Origin of the sequence: Parapusillimonas granuli (genome assembly GCF_013416525.1) — a bacterium.
Lineage (GTDB): Bacteria > Pseudomonadota > Gammaproteobacteria > Burkholderiales > Burkholderiaceae_B > Parapusillimonas > Parapusillimonas granuli.
The window spans coordinates 285149-307565 of record NZ_JACCEM010000003.1; the positions used below are offsets into that span (position 1 = coordinate 285149).

A 22417-nucleotide genomic window follows, 5' to 3' on the forward strand; every position below is an offset into this window, starting at 1 on the left:
TCAACCCGAGTTCCGGAGCCCCGCCGCGATGCCGTTGATGGTCATGTGAATGGCGCGCTGAGTGGGGCTTTCCTCGTGGTTGCCGCCGCGTGACGATTTGGCGCGCTGGCGCTTCAGCAATTCCACCTGCAGGTGATTGAGCGGGTCGATGTAGGCGAAGCGCTCGGTCAGCGCGGCGGCCAGCTGCGGATCATGGGCCAGCAGTTCGTGGCCGCTGACCTGCCTGAACATCTCGACCGTCAATTCGTATTCCGCCGCGATGCGCTGGAAGATCGCCTTGCGCAGGGCGGCGTCCGGCACCAGGCCGGCATAGCGCTTTCCGATCTGAAGATCCGTCTTGGCCAGGACCTGCTCCATATTGGACAGCAGGGTGCGGAAGAACGGCCAGGTTTCCGCCATTTCCCGCAGCAGCTTGAGCCGCCCCTTGGCCGTGGGCGGGGCGCCCGCGCCGCCTTCCTCTATGTAAGCGCGCAAGGCGGTGCCCACGCCGTACCAGCCGGTGATCATCAGCCGGCACTGCGCCCAGGAAAACCCCCAGGGAATGGCGCGCAGGTCTTCGATGCGCTGGGTGGACTTGCGCGACGCGGGACGGGAGCCGATGTTCAGCCCCGCGATTTCGAGTATGGGCGTGGACGCGAAGAAGTAATCGTTGAAACCGGGTGTTTCATAGACCAGGTCGCGATAGGCTTGCCGCGCCAGGCCCGACATGGTGTCCAGCGCCGCGCCGAAGCGCGCCATGTTGTCGTCTTCGGTGCGCGGCGTGGCGGATTGCGGACACAGGCTGGCTTCCAGGGTGGCGGCCACGAAGTTTTCCAGGTGCCAGCGCCCGACCTCGGCGTCCTTGTACTTGCCTTGTATGACTTCCCCTTGTTCCGTCAGGCGTATCTGGCCGTTGACCGTGCCGGGCGGCTGGGCGAGGATGGCGTCGAAGCTGGAACCGCCCCCGCGCGCCACCGACCCGCCGCGCCCGTGAAAGAGGCGCAGGCGCAGCTTGCGCTTCTGGAACACGCGCACCAGTTCGCGCTCGGCGCAATACAGCGCCCAGTTGGAGGTCAGGTAGCCGCCGTCCTTGTTGCTGTCGGAATAGCCCAGCATCACTTCCTGCATGCCTTCTTGGTTGCGGCGCACCCGCGCGGCGACTTCGGGCAGGTCGAACCAGGCGGCCATGATGTCAGGCCCGCGCATCAGGTCGGGGATGGTCTCGAACAAGGGAACGACCATCAGCCCGTCGCGCGCATCGGGGGCGGGGCGCCCGTCGGCGGGCGCAATGAGGCCGGTCTCTTGTTGAAGCACGAGGACTTCCAGCAGGTCGCTGAGGGTCTCGGTGTGCGAAACGATGGTCTGCTTGACGGCGTCGTCGCCGTAGCGGCGCCGGCATTGCGCCGCCATGCGCAGAATGGCCAATTCCTTCTGTGTTTCGTCCGAGTAGTCGATCCACGGCGAAACCAGGGGGCGCACCTGGCGCAGTTCCAGCCGCAGCAGTTCGACGCGGTCTTCTTCGGACAGCGCGGCGTAGTCCACCGGCCGTCCTTTGAATTCCACGTTCGCCGCCTTGAAGAGCTCGGCCAGGACGCGTTCGTGCACGTCAGAGCTTTGCCGCAAGTCGACCGTGGCCAGATGGAAGCCGAAAATGCTGACCGCCTGCAGCAGGCCCGACAGCCGCAGCCGCGCGATCAGGTTGCCGTGGTGCTGGTCCAGCGAGTCGGCGACGACCTGGAGGTCGTGCTGGAATGCCTGGGCGGTGTCGTACGGGGGCGCGTCGTAAGTGGGGCGCAGCGCCAGCCGGCGGCCGGTGAGCGCCAGGCCGGTGGCGGCGATGCGCGCATACAGGTGTATGAAGGCGCGCCGGTAGGGCTCGTCGAGCCGGTGGGGGGATTTGTCCTGGCTGGCGGCGGACAGCGCCAGGAGCTCGGGGCTGGCCGACCCCAGGTGGGCGGAAATGGATATCTCGGTTCCCAGCGCCTTGATTTCATGCAGATAGTGCCGCATCACGTGGGTGGACTGGCGCAGCAAGGCCTGTTCGAGCGTGGCGGCGTCGACGTTGGGATTGCCGTCGCGGTCGCCGCCTATCCAGCTGCCCATGCGCAGGAAGGGGGGCAGCGGCCGCGTGCGGAGGCGGAAAGGCTGGCGGGCGGGCGGCTGCAGCAGCCCTGAAAGCTCCTGGTACAGCCGCGGAATGGCCTTCAGGAAGGTGCTGTCGTAGTAGCTGAGCGCGTTGTCGATTTCGTCGAGCACGGTGAGCTTGCTGAGGCGCAGCATGCGAGTCTGCCACATCGTGGCGACCAGGCCGGCCAGCGTCAGCTGCAGCGTGTCCTGTTCGGCGGGCGTCAGCGCCGCGTCCGTCTGGGACAGCTGGCGGGCGATCTCGCGGTGCAGGTCCAGGGTGCTTTTGCGCTGGACCTCGGTGGGATGGGCGGTCAGCACGGGCACGATGCTGGCCGCTTCCAGGTAGCGGAGCACCTTGCCGCCATGGACGCCCTGTTCCTTCAGGAGGCCGAGCGCATGCTGCAGGCTGCCGCGCATGGGGGCGCCGGCGCCCAGCATGTGCTGCCGCTGCCTGCGGTTCTGGTCGCGGTCTTCGGCGATGTTGGACAAATGCAGGAAATAGCTGAACGCGCGCGCGACCAGCGTGGCGGGGTCGTCGGCCAGCCGGCCGATCTGGCGTTCCAGTATGCGGCTTGCGGCCGGGTCGCCTTCGCGGCGGAATTTCACGGCCGCCCGGCGCAGTTTTTCGATCACATCGTAGATGGCCTTGCCTTCGCATTCCCTGATGACGTCTCCCAGTGTCTTGCCGAGCTTGCGGATATCGGCCCTGAGGTGGGCGGGTTCTTGGCGGGGCGCTGCGGCTGGGATCACGATGTCTCCTGGGGTTAGGGTTTTTGCCGGAACCATGCAATACGATGGATTATGATTAGTGCTTTTTACCGTCTATTATTCCAGAGATTGAGATGCCGCAATATCGTTCACGCACTTCCACCCATGGCCGCAACATGGCCGGCGCTCGCGCCCTCTGGCGCGCCACCGGCATGCAGGACGGCGACTTCGAGAAGCCCATCATCGCGGTCGTGAACTCCTTCACGCAATTCGTGCCCGGGCACGTGCACCTGAAGGACCTGGGGCAGCTGGTCGCGCGCCAGATCGAGAAGGCGGGCGGCGTGGCCAAGGAATTCAACACCATCGCGGTGGACGACGGCATCGCCATGGGCCATGGCGGCATGCTGTATTCCCTGCCGTCGCGTGAACTCATCGCCGACTCCGTCGAATACATGGTCAACGCCCATTGCGCGGACGCCATGGTGTGCATCTCGAACTGCGACAAGATCACGCCGGGAATGCTGATGGCCGCCATGCGGCTGAACATCCCCGTGGTGTTCGTGTCGGGCGGCCCCATGGAAGCCGGCAAGGTCTACGAGCCAGGCACCGACAATCTCCTCATGAAGCTGGACTTGATCGACGCCATGATCAAGGCGGCCGACCCCAACGTGTCGGACGCCGAAGCGGCCGAGGCCGAGCGCAACGCCTGCCCCACCTGCGGTTCCTGTTCGGGCATGTTCACCGCCAATTCCATGAACTGCCTGACCGAAGCCCTGGGCCTGGCCCTGCCCGGCAACGGCACGGTGCTGGCCACCCACGCGCGGCGCAAGGCCTTGTTCGAAGAGGCCGGCAGGCTGGTCGTGGACCTGTGCAAGCGCTATTACGAGCAGGACGACGCATCGGTGCTGCCGCGCAACATCGCCACCATCCAGGCCTTCGAGAACGCCATGGCGCTGGACGTCTCCATGGGCGGGTCCACCAATACGGTGCTGCACCTTCTGGCCGCCGCCCAGGAAGCGGGCGTGGACTTCACGATGTCGGACATCGACCGCATTTCGCGGCGCGTGCCCTGCCTGTGCAAGGTCGCGCCCGCCACCAATAAGTACCACATCGAAGATGTCCACCGCGCAGGCGGCATCATGGGCATTCTGGGCGAACTCGGGCGCGCGGGGCTGCTCAATCTGGACGTCGGCAATATACGCAGCGGCACTCTGCGCCAGGCCATCGCCGACTGGGACGTCAACGGCGGCGCGGCCACGGCCGAGGTGCAGGAATTCTACAAGGCGGCGCCCGGCGGCGTGCGCACGCAGGTGGCGTTCAGCCAGAATCGCCATTACCGTGAACTGGACCTGGACCGCGAAAACGGCTGCATCCGTGCGCGCGAACATGCATATTCGCAAGACGGCGGCCTGGCCGTCCTGTACGGCAACCTGGCGCCCAAGGGCTGCATCGTCAAGACCGCCGGCGTGGATGAAAGCATACTGAAGTTCACCGGCGTGGCGCGCGTCTATGAAAGCCAGGAAGACGCCGTCGACGGCATATTGGGCGACCAGGTCAAGGAAGGCGATGTGGTCGTCATCCGCTATGAAGGCCCGAAGGGCGGCCCGGGCATGCAGGAAATGCTCTACCCGACCTCCTACCTGAAGTCCAAGGGCCTGGGCAAGTGCTCGGCCCTGCTGACCGACGGCCGGTTCTCCGGCGGATCATCGGGCCTGGTCATCGGCCACGCCTCGCCGGAAGCGGCGGAAGGCGGCAACATCGGGCTGGTCAACGACGGCGACACCATAGAAATCGACATCCCCAGCCGGACCATCCACCTCGCCGTCGGCGACGACGAGCTCGCCCGCCGGCGCGCCGAAATGGAAGCCCGCGGCGCCCGGGCCTGGCAGCCCGTCGCCCGCGAGCGCGTGGTGTCGCAGGCGCTGCAGGCCTATGCCGCGCTGGCCACCTCGGCCGATCGCGGCGCCGTGCGCGATGTCTCGCAACTGAAGGCCCGCTAGGAAGGGGTTTGGCGCAGCCGGCGCGGCGGCCGCTACAGGCCGCCGGTGCACTGCACGACGGTTCCCGTCATGTAGGACGCGGCGGGCGAGAGCAGCCACACGATGGTTTCGGCGATTTCCTCCGGGTTCGCCAGCCTGCCCATGGGTATCTTGGGCGCGATGCGCGCGGGCCGTTCGGGTTCGCCGGCCGTGGCATGGATTTCGGTCAGCGTGGAGCCGGGCGCCACCGCGCAGATGCGCACGCCGCTTGCGGCGACTTCCCGGGCGATGCCCAGGGTGAAGGTTTCCAGCGCGGCTTTGCTGGCCGCATAATGGACGTATTCGCCGGGGCTGCCGGTGCGCGCCGCGACGGACGACACATTGACGATGACGCCTTTGACGCCGTTGCGGGAGAACGACTGCAGCGCCGCTCGCGTGCATTGCATGGCGCCGAACACGTTCACCCTGAAGACGTTTTCGATGGTCTCGTCGGTGGTGTCGGAAAACGGGCCGATGGGGCCGGTGATGCCGGTGTTGTTGACCAGCGCGGTGAGCGGGCCCAGCGATTCTTCGGCGAGGACGAACATGCGCTGTATGTCTTCGGGGCGGCCGACGTCGCCTTGCACCGCAATGGCCCGCCGGCCGCGCCGCCTGACCGCCTCGGCCACTTGCAGGGCCGCCGCTTCGTTGCTGACGTAATTCACCGCAACGTCGAATCCTTCGCGCGCGGCCGCCAGGGCGGTGGCCGCGCCGATGCCGCGGCTGGCACCGGTTATCAGAACGGCTGGATTACGGGTGGTCATGGGGGTCTCCCGGTCTGGTGGGTAGTGGGACTATTCTAGTGGGTCCCGCCGCTCCCGTCAGAACTTGTAGCTCAACCCCGCGCTGAAACTACGCCCGTTCCCCGTCAAATAAGTAGGCATCGCGTCCGTCGCCCGGTCGCGAATGACGTAGCTGCTGGCATAAGTCTTGTCGGTGATGTTGTCGGCCGCAAGATAAGCGCTCCAGTGCTTGTCATGCTGGTAGACCACCCGGAACCCCAGCAAGGCATAAGAGTCCTGATCCGTGCCGCTGACATTGGCGTGGTTCGTCGGCGTCGAAGACGGAATCCAGCGCAGGTTCGGCCCCGCGCGCCAGCCGCCCACCCGGTACAGGACCTCCGCGCTGATCAGGTGCTTGGGCACGCCGGCGATGTGATTGCCATCGAACTCGCCGCCCCGGAAACGGAAATCGCTATAGGTATAGGCCACCCGGTAGTCGAACGCCCCCGCGCCGAAGCCCGGCAACGTCCCCCTCAGGCCCGCTTCTATGCCCTGATGCCGCGTGCGGCCGCGATAGTTGTACGTGCCGGCCGACGTCCCGTTGGCATTGCTCACGTGCATCAGCTCATCGCGCACGTTGCTGCGATACAGCGTCAACGACCAGTTGGCGGCATACTCGCCGCTGCCCAGCGCGCCGTCGCCGCCGATCTCAAAGGTCGTGGCGCGCTGCAGGTCCAGCCGTTGCGGCGCGGCGGGGGTCGAGGCCGAGATGATCTCCCAGTAGGTGGGAGCCTCGTTGCTGCGGCTCACGTTGGCGAACAGCCGCAAGGCATCGCTGGGCTTCCAGAGCACGCCGACCTTGGGGCTGGTGTAGGACCAGTCCTGGTTCAGCGAGATGCCGTTGTTGCGGTTGCGCGCGTCGCGTATGGCCTGGGTGTATTTCAGGTCGCCGACGAGGCTCAGCCGGTCGGTCAGGTGCCATTGCAGGCCCAGCACGGCGCTGCGGTTTTCCGCCTGGAGGTCATAGTCGGCCAGCTCGCGCAGGCGGCCGCCCTCGGGGCTCACGGCATGGAGCTCGCGGTCCATGTTGCTGCGGGCCCAGTCCAGCGCCACGCGGTAGTCCAGCGAGCTCAGCTTGCCCGCCAGCTGCCATTGCGCGCCGTACGTGTGGCCGGTGGTCGGGTAGGAGACTTCGGGGCTGGTGAAGGTGTCGTCTATATTCTGCCAGTACACCCCGAAAGTCTGGTTCAGGTCCTCGCCGCCCCAATAGCTTCGGTTGGCAAGCCGGACCTGGCGCGACTTGCGGTTCGGGTCGCGCTTGTACACGTTGACCGGGTCGTTGGGGTAGTCGCCCATGACGCTGCGCGGGTCGCTTTCCATGCGGCTGCGCGGGATCACGTTGGGGATGTCGAATTCCAGGTCCGTGTACGAAAAATAGGTCCGATTCTCGAAGCGTTCGCCGCGCACGCCGAAATTGCCCTGCACGCTGCTGCGCTCCGAACTGGAATGGTGCCGGTAGCCGTCGCTTTTGTCGTGGCTGACGCTCAGGCGGCCGTCCAGCCGGTCGCTTTCGAAGCCTTTGGCCGCGTACAGGCCCAGGCGGCCGAAGCTGCCGCCGTCCACGCTGATGCCGTCGCCCTGGGTGCCGGTCAGCGATTGCAGGTCCATTTCACCGCCCAGGGTGGTGGCCCCGGGCGACAGCGCGTTGGCGCCGCGCCGGATGCTGATCAGCCGGCTGTTGCGCGGTTCCAGGAAGCCGATGACGAAAGAGCCGTCCGCTTCGTTCAGGGGCAGGCCGTCCTGCATCAGCAGCACGCCGCGATTCACCGGATTGCTCTGGATGCCCGAGCCGCGGATGTTCAGGCGGGGCTGGTCGATGCCGCCGAAGAATTCCTGCACCACGATGCCGGGCTGGTAGTCCAGCGCGTCGCGCAGGGTGGCCAGCCGCGGCTCTTTCTGGGGCTCGACGAGATTCGTTCCGCCCGGCACGCGCTGCAGCTTGGCGGCTTCGGTGCGCGCGTTGGGTTGCAGCGGCGTGGCGCCGCCCTCGCCGATGACGCGCACGGGCGCCAGGGTGGAGACTTCTTGGGCCTGGGCGAGCGGCAGCCAGACGGCGCCCAGCGCGACGGCCAGGGCGATGCGTTGGAAAGCGGGCTTAGTGGGCATTTTTCGGTTTCTCATCGAGGGTATGGAAATTTTTGTTACCAGTGCAGGTAGAACATGGCTTTGGCCAGCAGCACGATGCCGACCATATGACAGAAGACGCTCAGGTGGATGCGCTGGAAATGCACGGAATGCAGCTTGCCCTTCTTGCGCAGCGTCATGGCGGTGAAGAAGTGCCCCAGCACGCTCAGCGCCAGCACGATCTTTATCGTCAGCATCAGGCCCATGCTGCTTTCGAAGGGGTGCGCCAGCACGGCGCGGTGCTCCCAGGCCATGCCGATTCCGGCGCTGTACAGCACCAGCAGCACCCAGGGCATGAGCCCGCGCGCGCGGGTGCCGATGGCGATTTCCATGGTTCTCATGACGTCGCGGGGCACGTGCTTGCGCACGTTCTCCAGGATCAGCACTTCGAAGAAGACCGTGCCGATGAAAATCAGGGCCGCGAAGAGATGGAGGGTGAGAAGCAGAGCGTAGTTCATTCGGATGCGTTGTCCTGGTTGAGTAAAATGTCGTGGAGATCGCGCGCGACGGAAGCGCGCATCTCTTGCGAGCCGTCGATGTCGAAATGGATCAGCCTGCCGTGCGAGATCAGGATGCAGCGGTCCACCATGTTGACCAGCTCCTGCGGGTGGTGGCTGATGCACAGCATGGCGGCGCCGGTGTCGCGCAGGCATTGCGTGCACAGTTCGCCGAGGTCGGCGCGCAGGGCGGGGTCCAGCGCGCTGAAGGGCTCGTCCAGCAGCAACAGGTCGGGCTGCAGCGCGAAGGCGCGCGCAAGCGCCGCGCGCTGCGCCATGCCGCCCGAAAGCTCCCGGGGCCAGGCATGGTGGTAGCCGTCCAGCCCCACTTTCCCCAGCCAATGGTCGGCCCTGGCGCGGGCCTGTTCCTTCCGGCTGCCCGCCGCGACCAGCGGGATCTCCACGTTCTCGCGGACGCGCCGCCAGGGCAGCAGCCTGGGCTCCTGGAAAACCAGCAAGGGGTGGCGGTAGCTGTTGATCACGGCGCCGCTGGTCGCCGGCAGCAGGCCGGCCGCCATCTTGAGCAGCGAGCTCTTGCCCGCGCCGCTGGCGCCCAGCACGCCCACGCGTTCGCCGGGCTGCAGCCTGAAGCCCACGTTGTCCAGCACGCTTCGCTTCCCGAATTTCAGGGACACCTGTCGCAATTCGAGCATGATCGCCGACCTCCTTTCCGCGCTAATTGGTGCTGGGCTCTTGCCATTGGGTGAGCCGGCGTTGGATGGGCTGGAGCAGCATGAATTCCAGCAGGGCCACCAGCAGCAGAGTCAGGATGACCCAGGCATAGAGCTCGCCGCTGTCGAACGTGCTGCGCGCATTGGCGATCGCATAGCCGGCGCCGCTCTCGGCGCCCAGCACTTCGGCCATGACCACCAGCCTGACGCCGCCGCACGTGGCGATCAGCAAGGCGGCGGTCAGCGGCGCCGCCAGGGCGGGCAGATACAGGTGCCGCAGCCTCAGCCACGGCCCATAGCGGTAGACGTGCGCCATCTCGATCAGCTGGCGGTCCACCAGCAGCATGCCTTTGACGGTGTTGACGTACATTCCCGGCGCCATCATCAGGACGGTGATGAAGATCACCATGGGCGAGCCCAGGCCGAACCACAGCATGGCGAGCACGACGACCACCACCGGCGGAATGGCCATGAGCAGCCAGCGCAGCGGTTCCAGCAGGCCGCGCAGCCGGGCGTAATGGCCGGCCAGCACGCCCAGAATGAAGCCCACGCTGCAGCCCAGGCCCACGCCGATGGCGATGCGTCCCAGCGACTGCCCGGCGTGGAACCAGAAATCGTCCCGGCCCAGCATGCCGCCGAGCGCGCGCAGCGCCTGCAGCGGCGTGGCCATCAGCAAGGGGCCCAGCAGCATGGCGGCGGCCTGCCAGCCGGCCAGCAGTATCAGCACGCCCACCGCGGACCAGGCGCGCGAGGTGCGCTGGGGCGCGCGCAGCATGGGCGTGCTCATGGGCCGTAGAACCCCGCGTCAGGCAGGCGGCCGCCCACCGCCTGGGGATTGGTCTTGGCCAGCAGGGTGTACAGGGCTTCGAGCTGCGGGCGCACGTCGCGGGCCGGGCGGCTGTCCAGCCGCGTGGCCTGGATGGCGCTTTCGACCGCGGGAACGGGCAGGTGCGGTATGTGGCGCTGGACCAGCTCCGCGCAGGGGCGGGCGTTCTGCTTGCACCAGGCGGCGGATTGCGCATAGGCGCGCTCGACCGCCTCGCTCAGGGCGATGTCGCCCGCGACATTGGAATTCGCCATGATGCCGGCTTGCGGCAGTTCGGCCTGGCCGGGGAAGTGCGCGCGCCAGGTGTCCTCCAGGCTTTCCACGCGGTACAGCGGCTCGCCGCCCTGCTGCTGGTTGCGGAACATCAGCAGGGAAGCGGTCGGCTCCACCAGCAGCACGTTCTTTCCCTGCCCGGTCAGCATCAGCGCAATGGCGTCCTCGGCGCTGCGGGTGCGCCGCAGCTGCGGGGCGCGATCGCCGGCAAACTCGTCCCGGCCCAGCAGGGTGTCGAGCAACACGGAAGGAAGGTCGCGCTGGAAGGGAACCAGCAGCTCCCGCCCGGCAAGGTCCTGGAAGCGCTTGACGTCCGGGTCGCGGCTGACCAGCCACAAAATGCCCCATACCGAGATGTTCAGCAGCCGGACCGGGTCGCCGCGATTGGCCATGAGGGCGGGCAGGTTGCTGGGGCTGGCGCTGAAATCGATTTCCTTCTTGGTGAGCAGAACCCGCAACTGGTCCGGGTTCTGCCAGAGCCGGAATTCGAGGCGATCGGTGAATTCCCGCAGGGCGCCCGATTCGACCATGTGCAGCAAAGGAAACGTCACCAGCGCCGTGGGGCCGGCCAGGGTGATTTTCTGATACTTGGCCGCCGCGTGCGCCGGGGCGAGCATGCAGGCGAATACCGCGAACAGAGCCGCGGCGAGCGTTTTTTTCATGGCTGTCATCGCCCAGTGTTTTTGAATGATAATGATTATCAATTGCGAATCATTCCATTATTGCAGCCGATGATCCATGATGTAAATCAAGAAATTTCACGGAAGCGCATTTTCGCGGGGGGCGCGCGTGCGGCGTCCAAAGGCGCTAAACTGCTTTCCCGGGAGAGGCGCCAAGCGTGCTGCGCCGATATCGAACCAAGGAGGCAAGATGACCACGTCAAGACGGCTGCGCTCGGCCAACATTACGCAAGGGCCGGCCCGTGCGCCCAACCGCTCCATGTATTACGCGCTGGGCTACAAGGAAGAAGACTTCGCCAAGCCCATGGTGGGCGTGGCCAACGGATACAGCACCATCACGCCGTGCAACAGCGGGCTGCAGAAGCTGGCGGACGCCGCGGTGGCCGCCATCACCGAGTCGGGCGGAAACGCCCAGGTGTTCGGGACGCCGACGATCTCGGACGGCATGGCCATGGGCACGGAAGGCATGAAGTATTCGCTGGTGTCGCGGGAAGTCATCGCCGACTGCGTCGAGACCTGCGTGCAGGGCCAATGGATGGACGGCGTCGTCGTCATCGGCGGCTGCGACAAGAACATGCCGGGCGGCATGATGGGCATGCTGCGCGCCAACGTGCCTTCCATCTACGTGTACGGAGGCACCATCCTGCCGGGCCGGCTCAACGGCAAGGATCTGAACATCGTCAGCGTGTTCGAGGCGGTGGGCGAGAACGCCGCCGGCCGGATGAGCGACCACGAGCTCAAGCAGATCGAGCTCCATGCGATTCCCGGGCCGGGTTCCTGTGGCGGCATGTATACGGCCAATACCATGAGCTCCGCGTTCGAGGCGCTGGGCATGAGCCTGCCTTATTCGTCCACCATGGCCAATGTGCACGACGAGAAAACGGAATCCGCCGCCGAGTCCGCGCGCGTGCTGCTCAAGGCCATCGAACTCGACCTCAAGCCGCGCGACATCGTCACGCGCGCATCCATCGAGAACGCGGTCAGCGTCATCATGGCGACGGGCGGTTCCACCAACGCGGTGCTGCACATACTGGCCATCGCCCATGCCGCGGGGGTGGAGTGGACCATCGACGACTTCGAGCGCGTGCGCAAGCGCGTGCCCGTCCTCTGCGACCTCAAGCCCAGCGGCCATTATCTCGCCGTCGATTTCCACAAGGCGGGCGGGGTGCCGCAGGTCATGAAGATCCTGCTCAACGCCGGCCTCATCAACGGCGACTGCATCACCATCACCGGCAAGACCGTGGCCGAAACCCTGGCCGGCGTCCCCGACACGCCCAGCAAGGATCAGAAGGTCATCTTCATGCCCGACCAGGCGCTGTACCCGCAAGGGCATCTGGCCATCCTGAAAGGCAATCTTTCTCCGGAAGGCGCCGTCGCCAAGATCACGGGCTTGAAGAATCCCGTCATCACCGGCCCGGCGCGCGTATTCGACGACGAGCAGTCCGCGCTGAAAGCCATCCTCGACGGCCGGATCGAGGCCGGGGACGTCATGGTGCTGCGCTACCTGGGGCCCAAGGGCGGGCCGGGCATGCCTGAAATGCTGGCGCCCACCGGCGCGCTGATCGGCGCCGGCCTGGGCGATTCGGTGGGCCTGATCACCGACGGCCGGTTCTCCGGCGGGACCTGGGGCATGGTGGTGGGGCATGTGGCGCCCGAAGCGGCGGTGGGCGGCAACATCGCCCTGGTCAAGGAAGGCGATTCCATCACCATCGACGCCCATCGGCTGCTGCTGCAGGTGAACGTGTCCGACGAAGAGCTCGCCGCCAGGCGGGCGGAATGGAAGGCGCCGGCGCCGCGCTACACCCGCGGCGTGCAGGCCAAGTTCGCCTTCAACGCATCCACCGCAAGCACCGGGGCGGTGCTGGACCGCTTCTAGGATACCCATGCCGCTCGGGCTGCTGTCTCTGATCGCCGTGTCGGTGCTGGGCACCTCCTTCCTGTCGGGGGTCTTCGGCATGGCGGGCGGCATGGTGCTCATGGGGGTGCTCGTGGCGTTCCTGCCGGTGGCGGCCGCCATGATCGTCCACGGCACCGCCCAGATGACCTCCAACGGATGGCGCGCGTTCCTGTGGCGCCGCCATATCGATTTCAGGATATTCCGCGGCTATTGCGTGGGCCTGGCGCTGGCCTCGGTCGTGTTCATTTTCCTGGGATTCGTCCCCGACCGCGCCCTGGTATTGATCGTCCTGGGCGCGCTGCCGTTCATCGCCATGCTGATCCCGGCTCGCCACGTGCCCCAGGCGACCTCGCGCTTCGGCGCCGAAGTCTGCGGCCTGCTGAACACCGCCCTGCAGTTCATCGCCGGTGTGTCCGGCCCCTTGCTGGACGTTTTTTTCGTCCGGACCAATATGGACAGGCGCGCCGTCGTGGCCACCAAGGCCGCCTGCCAGACGGTGTCGCACATGGCCAAGCTGGTGTATTTCAGCCGCGCCGCCGGCGGCGGGGACACGCTGGAAGCCATGATGCTGGCCGTGGTGATCACCATGGCCGTGCTGGGCACCAGCCTCAGCAAATTCGTCCTCGAACGGATGACGGACCATCAGTTCCGCCGCTGGACCCAGGGTCTGCTGCTGGTGATAGGCGCCGCATACCTGACGCAGGGCTTTTACGTCTTGTGGAGTCGCTGACCGGCCGGTGCCGCCTGCCTTTCAACCTTGACGGGCCCTAGCGAAAAGCCTGCCGGTTGGACCACAACAGGAACAGGCAGATGCCGGCGGGAACCAGCAGGGTGGCGTAGGCCAGGCCATAGCTGCCGATGGATTCGGCGATCAGGCCGAAGAGCGGCGGCCCGACCACGACGCCCAGGAAGGTCATGGCCAGCGCGCCGCCGGTCGCGACGCTGGCCTGCCCCGCCGGCGCCTGGCGCGCGACTTCCGCAAGATAGACCCCGTTCCATCCGACGGCGCTGCTGCCGAACAGCGACAGCACCACGATCACCAGCGCCGGCGAGTCCACCTTGCCCAGGAACGGCGTGGCGGCGGCGCAGATCGCGATCAGCAGCGCCAGCACCGCCAGCATGCGCACGGGCCCCAGCAGGCGGTCCGACAAATAGCCCCAAAGCAGGCGGCCGCCGACGCCCGCCGCCTGCGCGACGGCAAGGGTGAACCCGGCGATGATCAGCCCCATGCCCAGGTCTTCGTGCAGGTAGGTGACCAGATAAGTGGTCAGGGACATCTGCGAGATCGAGAACATGAAGGACACCGCCGCCAGCACGGCCAGGCTGCGCCGGCTGAATACCAGGCGCAGCGGGCCCGCCAGGCCGTTGCCGAAGGAAAGGCGCTGCGTCCGGTCCCTGTCGGTATCCAGGCTTGCGCACAGCGGCTGGATGGCCAGGGCGCACAGCGCGGACGCCAGCGCCACGGCCAGGAAAGCCCATTGCCAGCCGGTCAGGTCGGCCAGGCCCGGCACCACGACGCCCGCCATGGCGCCGCCCAGCGGCACGCCGGTCTGCTTGACGGAGAACACGAAAGACATGCGGTGGGCGGGCGTCGTGCGCGCCAGCAGGTGCGAGCTCGCCGGCGTGATCGGCCCATAGCCCAGGCCGATGAGCAGGGCGCCGAGCCCGGCGGCCGGCAGCGATTCCACCGCGCACAGCGCCACGCCCGCCGCGCACAGCGCCAGCCCGGCCTGGCTGGCGCGGATGGCGCCGAAGCGCCGCACCGCGGCCCCCGCGAGCAGGCTGGCCGTCATGGCGCCGGCGTAGGCGATCGCCACGTATATGCCGACATAGGCGGCGGACACGCCCAGCGCCCCGGCCACGGTGGGGGCCACGACGGGCAGCGTCAGCAGGCACATGGCAACCAGGGCTTGGACGGTCAGGGTCGCGGCAAGGGCGACGGAGGCGGAGGACATGGGCGGCTGGAAGTATCCGGTTGTTGCGGTGAAGGCCGGGATGCGGAGCGGGCGGCCGGTCTGTCGTATCATAATCCTTCGCGCGCCGCGGCTTGTCCCGCCGGCGCAGACGACACCCAATCACGAAGGAATCATCGTGCTGACAGCCGAACAACGCGCAATCCAGCGCGACATCATCAAGCATCTTTGCGTAGCCGAGAGCTTCGACGCCGGCCGGGAAATCGAACGCCGCGTGTCGTTCATGGCGGACTACCTGATCCAGGCCGGGGCGAGGGCCCTGGTCCTGGGCATCAGCGGCGGGGTAGACTCGCTGGTGGGCGGCTGCCTGGCGCAGCGCGCGGCCGAGCAGGCGCGCCGGCGCGGCCACGAGGCGAGCTTCATCGCCATGCGCCTGCCTTATGGCGTACAGCGCGACGAGCCCGACGCGCAGGCGTCGCTGGAAGTCATCCGCCCGGATCGCCTCGTGACGGTCGACATCAAGCCGGCCAGCGACGCCATGCTGCAGGCGGTCATGGCCGGGCAGGTCGCCTACCGCGACGCCTCGCACCAGGACTTCCAGCTGGGCAACATCAAGGCGCGCGAGCGCATGATCGCCCAGTACGCCGTCGCCGGCGCCTATGGCGGCCTGGTGGTGGGAACCGACCACGCGGCCGAGGCCCTGATGGGTTTTTTCACCAAGTTCGGGGACGGCGCCGCCGACCTCGTGCCGCTGACCGGGCTCAACAAGCGGCGGGTGCGGGGCCTGGCAAAGGCGCTGGGCGCGCCGGATGCGCTGGTCATGAAAGTGCCGACGGCCGACCTGGAATCGCTCGTGCCGCTGAAGCCCGACGAAGACGCGTTCGGCGTGAGCTATGAGCAGATCGACGATTTCCTGGAAGGCAAGGATATTGCGCAGGAGGCTTGCGAAGTGATTCTGCGCACGTATCGCCAGTCGGCGCACAAGCGCGCCTTGCCGGCCGCGCCTGCGGGGTAGTGTAAAAAAACGGGCCGGGCGCCTTGCGAAGCCCGGCCCTACTGGCCGCTTACTGAGCCGGCCTAGGAGTTGCAGGGGTGCTGCGCGGCAGAATCGGGTATTCGACCCGGGGCTGCTCGCCGGTCAAAGTGTGAAGGAAGGCGGTGATGGCCTTGACTTCCTCGGTGTTCAGCTCGTGGCCAAGCTGGCTGGAGCCCATGATGGCCACCGCCTGTTCCAGGTCCCAGACTTCGCCGCTATGGAAGTAGGGCGCCGTCAGCGCAATGTTGCGCAGCGGGCCGGCACGGAACACGTACTCGTCCGAGGCGGTGTTGGTGACGGCGAAGCGGCCCTTGTCGCCCGCCGGCAGCACTTCCGCGCCGGGCCGCTTGATCACGCCGAAGGGGAAATAGCCCTGGCCGCCCACGTTGATGCCCGAGTGGCAGGCCACGCAGCCCTTGTTGATGAACAGATTCAAGCCGTTCAGCTCATGGTTGCTGAGGGTTTCCTTGCCGGCCAGCCATTGGTCGAAACGCGAATTGGGCGTGACCAATGTGGACTCGAACGCTTCGATGGCCTTGGCCATGTTGTCGAAGGTGACCGGGTCCTTTTCGCCGGGGAAGGCCTTGGCGAAGAATTCGACGTATTCCGGAATGCTGCGCAGGGTCTCTTCCACGTGCTTGGGCGTGGCGTTCATTTCCACGCTGGCCTGCACGGGGCCCTTGGCCTGTTCCTTGAGGTCGGCGGCGCGGCCGTCCCAGAACTGGGCGATGTTGAACACCGCGTTCAGCACGGTGGGCGAGTTGCGGGGGCCCGCCTGCCAGCCGTGGCCGATGGACGTCGGAATGTTGTCGGCGCCGCCGGTGCCCACGCTATGACAGGTGTTGCAGCTGATGATGTGGCTCTTGGACAGGCGAGGTTCGAAGAACAGCCACTTGCCCAGCTCGATCTGGTCCACGGACAGATTTCTGTCTTTGATGACCACCTGAGCCTCGGGAATAGGCTTGAACAGGCTGCTCGCCGTCTTGCGGAGCTGTTCCGAAGAGGGCGTGGAGGCGGCCGCGGCCTGGACACCGAATGCCATGGCTAAGCCGAGAGCTAGGGTAACGCGCTTGAACATGATTTTCCCCATGTTGTGAGTAATTGCATTACCCTAATATCAACATGGTTATTTGGCAATATGTTTGACGGGAATCAAACCTTACATATAAATGAACAAATGTCGCAGTGGTTTACTAGGGATTTCATGGGTGCGCGCAGTGGCTGAATTAAAATATCATGTTCAGCCGCCGGCAAACGGGGCGCCGGCCGCCGCGGCGTAATCGGCGGCGCATCCCCGCCAGGCCAACGGCGCCGGAACGCCCGCCGCCCTGCCCACGCGCCTTCATAGCCGCGCGTGATAGTACGGAATCCTCAGCAGGGCGTAATGGGCGCTGGCCTGGCGTATGGCCGTCCGGTCTCCCTGGAATACCCGCGTTTCCGAAAACACCTCCAACGCGCCGCCGACGCTTTCCGCATTCGCGGCGGGCTTGCGGAACACCCAGGCGAAGCATTGCGTTCCGGCGGGAATGCGGCTGTCGGTGTCGTCCACCACCCCGGTGTTCGATATGGCCAGGTTGGCCCGGGTGCCGTGCAAGGCGCCTTGCGCCATTTCTCGCGCCACTTCCTCGCTGGTCAGGTTGTATTGCCGCAAGGTGCTGTCGCGCACGCCCAGATTGCGCCGCTTGGCATCGACCGAATAGGCCACGAAGGCGCAGTCCAGCAGCTTGCCGGCGCCGGGGACGTCGCCCAGGGTGGCGGCGATCAGCCCCGCCGTGCACGACTCCGCCGTGACCAGCAGCAGCCCGCGAGACCTCATGAATTCGGCGACTTGTTCGACGGTGTCCATGGGCGCGGTTCAGCAAGCGCCGTGCCGGGCTCGTTCGATTCATTGACGCACACCACCAGGATCTCGACCGCGTCCGCCGACGCGCACAGATAGTGGTGGCCCAGGCCGCTGTCGAAGTAAATGCTGTCGTGCGCATGCAGGGTGCGGGATTCGCCGTTCTCGAACTGCATCGTCAGGCTGCCGCTGATCACGAAGATGAACTCCTCGCCCGCATGCCTGCTGAAGTCCGCGGTATTCACGGGCTTGCCCGGCTCGACCTTGCCGTACATGGGCGTCATTTTCTTCTGCGGCCATTCCGTTGCCAGCATGCCGTAGAGATAGCGGTCGGCCTTGTAGATGACGGCCTCGTTCACCCGGTCGACCACCATGCGCTCCCGCACGCCCTTGCCGCTGGGCTTGTGGAAGAGATCCGTCAGGTCCAGCGCCAGCGCCTGGCTGACGGCCAGGAATTTTTCGTAGCTCAGGGCGATCAGCCCTCTTTCGGCCTTGGAAAGCGATGCCAGCGAAACGCCGGACCGTTCCGCCAGCTGCAGCAGGGTCACGCCGCCGGCCTTCCGCGCCGCGCGGATTTTTTCCCCCAATTCCGCCTTGGTCAGTGTGGGCGCCGGCCCGGGACCGCGGTGCTCTTCCGCCGCATTGTTCATGACATTAAGTAATTTAGTTTCTATTTTTATATATTTAAATTATTTTCACATAGGAAAATTTTGGCCTATCGTTACGGCTTCACAGTTTTGCAGAGTCGCCCATTATGCCGCAAGCGTCCGTCGCCGATCAGGCTTATCCCAATAGCGCCGTGGACTGGATCAGCAAGCTGATTTCTTTCGACACCACCAGCCGGCTTTCCAATCTGGATCTCATCGATTTCATCCGGTCCTATCTCGAACGGCAGGGGCTGCAATGCGTGCTGACGCATGACCGCTCGGGCAAGAAGGCCAACCTGTTTGCGACCGTGCCCAGCGCATCGGGGCGGACGACCGGCGGCATCGTGCTGTCCGGCCACACCGATGTGGTTCCCGTGGACGGCCAGGCATGGACGTCCGACCCCTTTGCCGCATCGATACGCGACGGGCGCCTGTATGGCCGCGGCGCCTGCGACATGAAAGGCTTCATCGGCGTCACCTTGCAGCTGGTCCCCATGATGCTCCAGGCGCGGCCCGCCCAGCCCGTGCACCTGGCTTATTCCTACGACGAGGAAGTGGGCTGCGTGGGCGCGCCGGGCATGATCGAGGATCTCGTCAAGCGCGGCGTGAACCCCGCCGGCTGCGTGGTGGGCGAGCCGACCAGCATGCGCACCATCGTGGCGCACAAGGGGATCAATGCGTATCGCTGCCGCGTCCACGGCCATGCGGCGCACTCGTCGCTGACGAACCGGGGCCTGAATGCCATTGAATATGCCGCGCGCATCATCTGCATGATCCGCGACATCGCCGACGGCCACAAGGCCGACGGCCCCTTCGACGAGGCGTTCGACGTTCCCTACACCACCGTGCAGGCCAGCATGATACGGGGCGGCATTGCGCTGAACACCGTTCCGGATCTTTGCGAGTTCGAATTCGAATACCGGAACCTGCCCGATACTTCTTCCGAGGAAATCCTGAGCCGGATCCGCGCCTACATCGACCGGGACATCCTGCCGCGCATGAAAGACGAGCATCCCTCGGGCCGGGTGGAAATCGAGGAGCTGGCCAAGTCGCCGGGGCTGGACGCCGCCGAGCAGGAAGCGATCACGCAGCTGGTCCGGGCCTTGACGAACGATCATGAAGTGCGCAAGGTCGCATACGGCACCGAAGCCGGCCTGTTCCAGAAGGCCGGCGTGCCCGCCGTCATATGCGGCCCGGGGAACATCGAGCAGGCGCACCGGCCGGACGAATACGTGACCCTGGACCAGATCGCCCAGTGCGAGAAATTCCTGGCCGCCTTGATAGGGAGCCAGGTCCCGCATGGGGCCTGACCCCACGAGCGGGACGCCCCGTCCGTTTTCCAGACACACAGCAGGAGCCACACCATGAACGCAGAGCAGGCACAGCCATTCACCTTGGAAACCATTTCGCAGGCGCACGCCCGCCTGGCCGACTATGTCAGGGAGACCCCGGTCATGGACTATGCGGGTCCGGCGCTGCCCGACGGCACGGTGGCGAACTTCAAGTTCGAATTGCTCCAGCAATCCGGCACCTTCAAGGCGCGCGGCGCATTCACGAACCTGCTCGGCCTGTCCGACGAGGCCAAGGCGCGGGGCGTCACCTGCGTATCGGCCGGCAATCACGCCGTGGCGGTCGCCTATGCGGCGCACCGGCTGGGCGTTAAGGCGAAGACGGTGATGATCAAGACGGCCAGCCCGGCGCGGGTCGCGCTGTGCAGGCAGTACGGCGCGGACATCATCTTCGCCGATGACGGCCAGCAGGCGTTCGACATCGTGCGCGGCATCGAGCAGAACGAAAAAATGAGCTTCATCCATCCGTTCAGCACCTATCCCACCGTCCTGGGCACCGCGACGCTGGGATACGAGTGGCTGCGGCAGGCGGGCGAGCTGGACGCCGTCATTCTGCCCGTCGGCGGAGGCGGCCTGGCGGCGGGCGTGTCGGCCGCGGTCAAGCTGCGGAACCCGGCGTGCCGGGTGTACGGCATAGAACCCGAGGGGGCGAACGTCATGGCGCGCAGCTTTGCCGCCGGGGCGCCGCAGAAAATGGGCCCCATGAGCAGCATCGCCGACAGCCTGATGGCGCCCCACACCGATGCCTACAGCTACCAGATCTGCCGCGACAACATAGATCGCCTGGCCACCGTGACCGAGGACCAGATCCGGCAAGGCATGCTGATGCTGTTCTCCGAGCTCAAGCTGGCGGTCGAGCCCGCTTGCGCGGTGGCCACGGCCGCGTTGATGCATCCCTTGCGGCAGGAACTGGCGGGCAAGAGGGTGGGGGTGCTGCTCTGCGGCACGAACACGGACCCGGCCACCTACATGAAGCATTTGGGCGCGGCGATCGGAGTGGCCGGATGAGCCTGCAGGTGTATACCGCGACCGCCGAGCAGGTGTACGGCGGCTTGTCGCTGCGGGACGGCATCCAGCTGATGCGGCGGGCCTTCCTGGCCCTGGCCGACGGCAAGATCGACCAGCCCTTGCGCACCATCGTCAAGTCGCCCTTGAGCACCGGCTACCTTGGCCTGATGCCGGCTTGCGTGGACGACCCCGGCATCTATCCCACCCCGGTGTACGGCGTCAAGGTCGGCACGCTGTTCCCGGGCAATCCGGCCCTGGGCAAGGACCCGCACCAGGGCTGCGTGATGCTCATGAGCGGCGAGACCGGCGAAACGCTCGCCGTCGTCGATGCAAGCAGCGTCACGGCGCTGCGCACGGCGGCCGTCTCGGGCCTTGCGGCCGACCTGCTGGCCCGGCCCGATGCCCGGGTCCTGACCTTGTTCGGCGCCGGCCATCAGGCCGAATGGCAGCTCAGGGCCATGGCGGCCGTGCGCCCGCTGGAGGCGGTCCACGTCGTGAGCCGGCATCCCGACAGCGCCCGCCGCTTCATCGAGCGGATGCAGCCCGAATTCCCGTTCGCGCTGGCCGCCGCCGCGGATGCGCGCAGCGCCGTGGCGCAATCCGACCTCGTCCTGACCGCCACCAACTCGGCCGCGCCGGTATTGCAGCGTTCGTGGATACGCGCGGGCACGCACATCGTCGCCATGGGGTCCAGCACGCCGTCCCATTGCGAGATCGATGCGGACACCATGGCCGACGCCCGTCTGTTCGTGGACCGGGCGGAGTCGACGCGGAACGAGTCGGGCGAATATCTCGGCGCGCTGCGCGCCGGCCGGATCGACGCCGGCAAGCCTTTGACGGAACTGGGCGCGGTCCTGAAAGGAACGGAGCCCGGCAGGCGGGACGCGGCGGAGATCACTTTGTTCAAGTCCCTGGGCCTGGCGCTCGAGGACGTGGTCGTGGCGGCGGCCCTGCGCCGGCTTTTCGATGAAAGCGGGCAGGGCGTCTGCGTCGAGTTGTAGTGCATCGATGAAAAGCGGATTTCAATAAACCAGAGGGGATACTCAGCATGAAACCGGCAAGCAAATTTTCGAGATCATTGGCGGGGCTGGCATTGTCCGGCCTGGCATTGGCGCTGGGACCGGGCGCCGCGGGGGCGCAGGCGCTGCCGGACCCGATCAAGCTGGTCGTGGGCTACCCGCCGGGCGGCACGGCCGACGCCGTGGCGCGCGTCTACGCGGACAAGCTCAGGGCCGAACTGGGCGTGGGCGTGGTGGTGGACAACCGCGCCGGGGCGGGCGGCCAGGTGGCGGCCCAGGGTTTCGTGCGCGGCCCCAAGGACGGGTCGACCCTGCTGGTGGCGAACAACCACATGCTGTCCACCCTGCCCTTGACCGTGAAGACCGTGACCTACGACCCGGTCAAGGACTTCGCGCCGGTCGCGCCCATCGCCAAGTTCGAGCACATCCTGGCGGTCGGCAAGAACACGCCGGCCAAGTCGCTGGACGAATACATCGCCCTGGTCCGGCGGCAGCCCGAGGTCTATGGGCTGTACGGCATTCCCGCGCCGGGCAGCGCGCCCCAGTTCATCGGCTACAGCATCGCCAAGAAGAACGGCCTGAAGATGACGGCCGTGCCTTATCGCGGCGGCGCGCCCTTGCTCAGCGACCTGCTGGGCGGCCACGTGCCGGCCGCGGTGGACGCCATCGGCACCATCACGGAATACGTCGCCAAGGGCGAGGTCAAGGTCCTGGGCGTGACCGGCCCCCAGCGGCTCGACATCCTGAAGGACGTCCCCACCTTCGTCGAGCTCGGCTACGGAAACCTGAACGCGTCGGGCTGGATGGGCGTCTTCGCGCCCGTGGGGACCGACCCCGCGGTCATCGAGCGCTTGAACCAGGCCTTCAACAAAGTGTCGGCCATGCCGGACATCGCCAAGGCCATCGTGCCGATCGGATTCGCGCCGCATGCCGGCTCGCCCAAGGACCTGGGCGACATCGTCAAGAACGACCTGGACACCTGGGGACCCATCATCCGCGAGTCGGGCTACGTGGCGGAGTGAT

At 66.4% G+C, this 22417-nt stretch carries 19 protein-coding genes; 8 read left to right on the top strand and 11 right to left on the bottom strand.

Annotated elements, in window-relative coordinates:
• Positions 1 to 2853: a phosphoenolpyruvate carboxylase gene (gene ppc / locus H0A72_RS06600; RefSeq protein WP_343060152.1), complete on the bottom strand. Its 2853-nt coding sequence runs from the start codon at positions 2851 to 2853 to the stop codon at positions 1 to 3.
• Between the two features lie 95 nt (positions 2854 to 2948).
• On the opposite strand from ppc, the gene ilvD (H0A72_RS06605) reads away from it, so the two are divergent.
• Positions 2949 to 4814 (top strand): dihydroxy-acid dehydratase, encoded by a 1866-nt coding sequence (gene ilvD / locus H0A72_RS06605; RefSeq protein WP_180154277.1) that lies wholly within the window; start codon positions 2949 to 2951, stop codon positions 4812 to 4814.
• 32 nt (positions 4815 to 4846) lie between these two features.
• Here ilvD (H0A72_RS06605) and H0A72_RS06610 read toward each other — a convergent pair whose 3' ends face one another.
• From H0A72_RS06610 to H0A72_RS06635, 6 genes are read right to left on the bottom strand one after another with little or no spacing between them, the layout of a single operon-like run.
• Positions 4847 to 5596, bottom strand: coding sequence for an SDR family oxidoreductase (locus H0A72_RS06610; protein ID WP_180154278.1), 750 nt, complete (start codon positions 5594 to 5596; stop codon positions 4847 to 4849).
• Between the two features lie 57 nt (positions 5597 to 5653).
• Positions 5654 to 7720: a TonB-dependent receptor family protein gene (locus H0A72_RS06615; RefSeq protein ID WP_218953202.1), complete on the bottom strand. Its 2067-nt coding sequence runs from the start codon at positions 7718 to 7720 to the stop codon at positions 5654 to 5656.
• 35 nt (positions 7721 to 7755) lie between these two features.
• Positions 7756 to 8196 (bottom strand): CopD family copper resistance protein, encoded by a 441-nt coding sequence (locus H0A72_RS06620; RefSeq protein WP_180154280.1) that lies wholly within the window; start codon positions 8194 to 8196, stop codon positions 7756 to 7758.
• Positions 8193 to 8888, bottom strand: a complete 696-nt coding sequence (locus H0A72_RS06625; protein WP_180154281.1) for an ABC transporter ATP-binding protein — start codon at positions 8886 to 8888, stop codon at positions 8193 to 8195. Before H0A72_RS06625 ends, H0A72_RS06620 begins: the two co-directional genes overlap by 4 nt.
• Before the next feature lie 22 nt (positions 8889 to 8910).
• Positions 8911 to 9693 carry an ABC transporter permease gene (locus H0A72_RS06630; protein WP_180154282.1) on the bottom strand — a complete coding sequence of 261 codons (783 nt, stop codon included), beginning with the start codon at positions 9691 to 9693 and terminating at the stop codon, positions 8911 to 8913.
• Positions 9690 to 10667, bottom strand: a complete 978-nt coding sequence (locus H0A72_RS06635; protein ID WP_246436864.1) for a substrate-binding domain-containing protein — start codon at positions 10665 to 10667, stop codon at positions 9690 to 9692. The genes H0A72_RS06630 and H0A72_RS06635 overlap by 4 nt, the downstream gene beginning before the upstream one ends.
• A gap of 208 nt (positions 10668 to 10875) precedes the next feature.
• On the opposite strand from H0A72_RS06635, the gene ilvD (H0A72_RS06640) reads away from it, so the two are divergent.
• Together ilvD (H0A72_RS06640) and H0A72_RS06645 are read left to right on the top strand one after the other, a co-directional pair.
• A complete protein-coding gene (ilvD, locus tag H0A72_RS06640) occupies positions 10876 to 12561 on the top strand; it encodes a dihydroxy-acid dehydratase (RefSeq protein WP_180154283.1) in 1686 nt (561 codons plus the stop codon).
• 7 nt (positions 12562 to 12568) lie between these two features.
• Positions 12569 to 13312, top strand: coding sequence for a sulfite exporter TauE/SafE family protein (locus H0A72_RS06645; RefSeq protein ID WP_180154284.1), 744 nt, complete (start codon positions 12569 to 12571; stop codon positions 13310 to 13312).
• A gap of 37 nt (positions 13313 to 13349) precedes the next feature.
• Here H0A72_RS06645 and H0A72_RS06650 read toward each other — a convergent pair whose 3' ends face one another.
• A complete protein-coding gene (locus H0A72_RS06650) occupies positions 13350 to 14537 on the bottom strand; it encodes an MFS transporter (protein WP_180154285.1) in 1188 nt (395 codons plus the stop codon).
• A 139-nt stretch (positions 14538 to 14676) separates the two neighbouring features.
• Here H0A72_RS06650 and nadE point away from each other — a divergent pair, with 139 nt between their 5' ends.
• Positions 14677 to 15510: an ammonia-dependent NAD(+) synthetase gene (gene nadE, locus H0A72_RS06655; RefSeq protein ID WP_246436881.1), complete on the top strand. Its 834-nt coding sequence runs from the start codon at positions 14677 to 14679 to the stop codon at positions 15508 to 15510.
• A gap of 49 nt (positions 15511 to 15559) precedes the next feature.
• Here nadE and H0A72_RS06660 read toward each other — a convergent pair whose 3' ends face one another.
• The 3 genes from H0A72_RS06660 to H0A72_RS06670 form a co-directional block, all read right to left on the bottom strand.
• Entirely contained in the window at positions 15560 to 16573 is a 1014-nt protein-coding gene (locus H0A72_RS06660; RefSeq protein ID WP_180154286.1) for a cytochrome-c peroxidase, read from the bottom strand.
• Positions 16574 to 16873: 300 nt separating this feature from the next.
• A complete protein-coding gene (locus H0A72_RS06665; RefSeq protein WP_180154287.1) occupies positions 16874 to 17377 on the bottom strand; it encodes a CinA family protein in 504 nt (167 codons plus the stop codon).
• On the bottom strand, positions 17344 to 18021 hold the full coding sequence (locus H0A72_RS06670) for a helix-turn-helix domain-containing protein (RefSeq protein ID WP_246436863.1): 678 nt from the start codon (positions 18019 to 18021) through the stop codon (positions 17344 to 17346). Before H0A72_RS06670 ends, H0A72_RS06665 begins: the two co-directional genes overlap by 34 nt.
• A gap of 104 nt (positions 18022 to 18125) precedes the next feature.
• On the opposite strand from H0A72_RS06670, the gene argE reads away from it, so the two are divergent.
• Genes argE through H0A72_RS06690 form a run of 4 tightly spaced genes read left to right on the top strand, consistent with a single transcriptional unit; the run spans position 18126 to position 22416 of the window.
• Positions 18126 to 19328, top strand: a complete 1203-nt coding sequence (gene argE / locus H0A72_RS06675; RefSeq protein WP_180154288.1) for an acetylornithine deacetylase — start codon at positions 18126 to 18128, stop codon at positions 19326 to 19328.
• Between the two features lie 54 nt (positions 19329 to 19382).
• A complete protein-coding gene (locus H0A72_RS06680) occupies positions 19383 to 20375 on the top strand; it encodes a threonine/serine dehydratase family protein (RefSeq protein ID WP_180154289.1) in 993 nt (330 codons plus the stop codon).
• Entirely contained in the window at positions 20372 to 21376 is a 1005-nt protein-coding gene (locus H0A72_RS06685; protein ID WP_180154290.1) for an ornithine cyclodeaminase family protein, read from the top strand. Before H0A72_RS06680 ends, H0A72_RS06685 begins: the two co-directional genes overlap by 4 nt.
• 47 nt (positions 21377 to 21423) lie before the next feature.
• Entirely contained in the window at positions 21424 to 22416 is a 993-nt protein-coding gene (locus H0A72_RS06690) for a tripartite tricarboxylate transporter substrate-binding protein (protein ID WP_180154291.1), read from the top strand.
• The last annotated feature ends 1 nt before the right edge of the window (position 22417 follow it).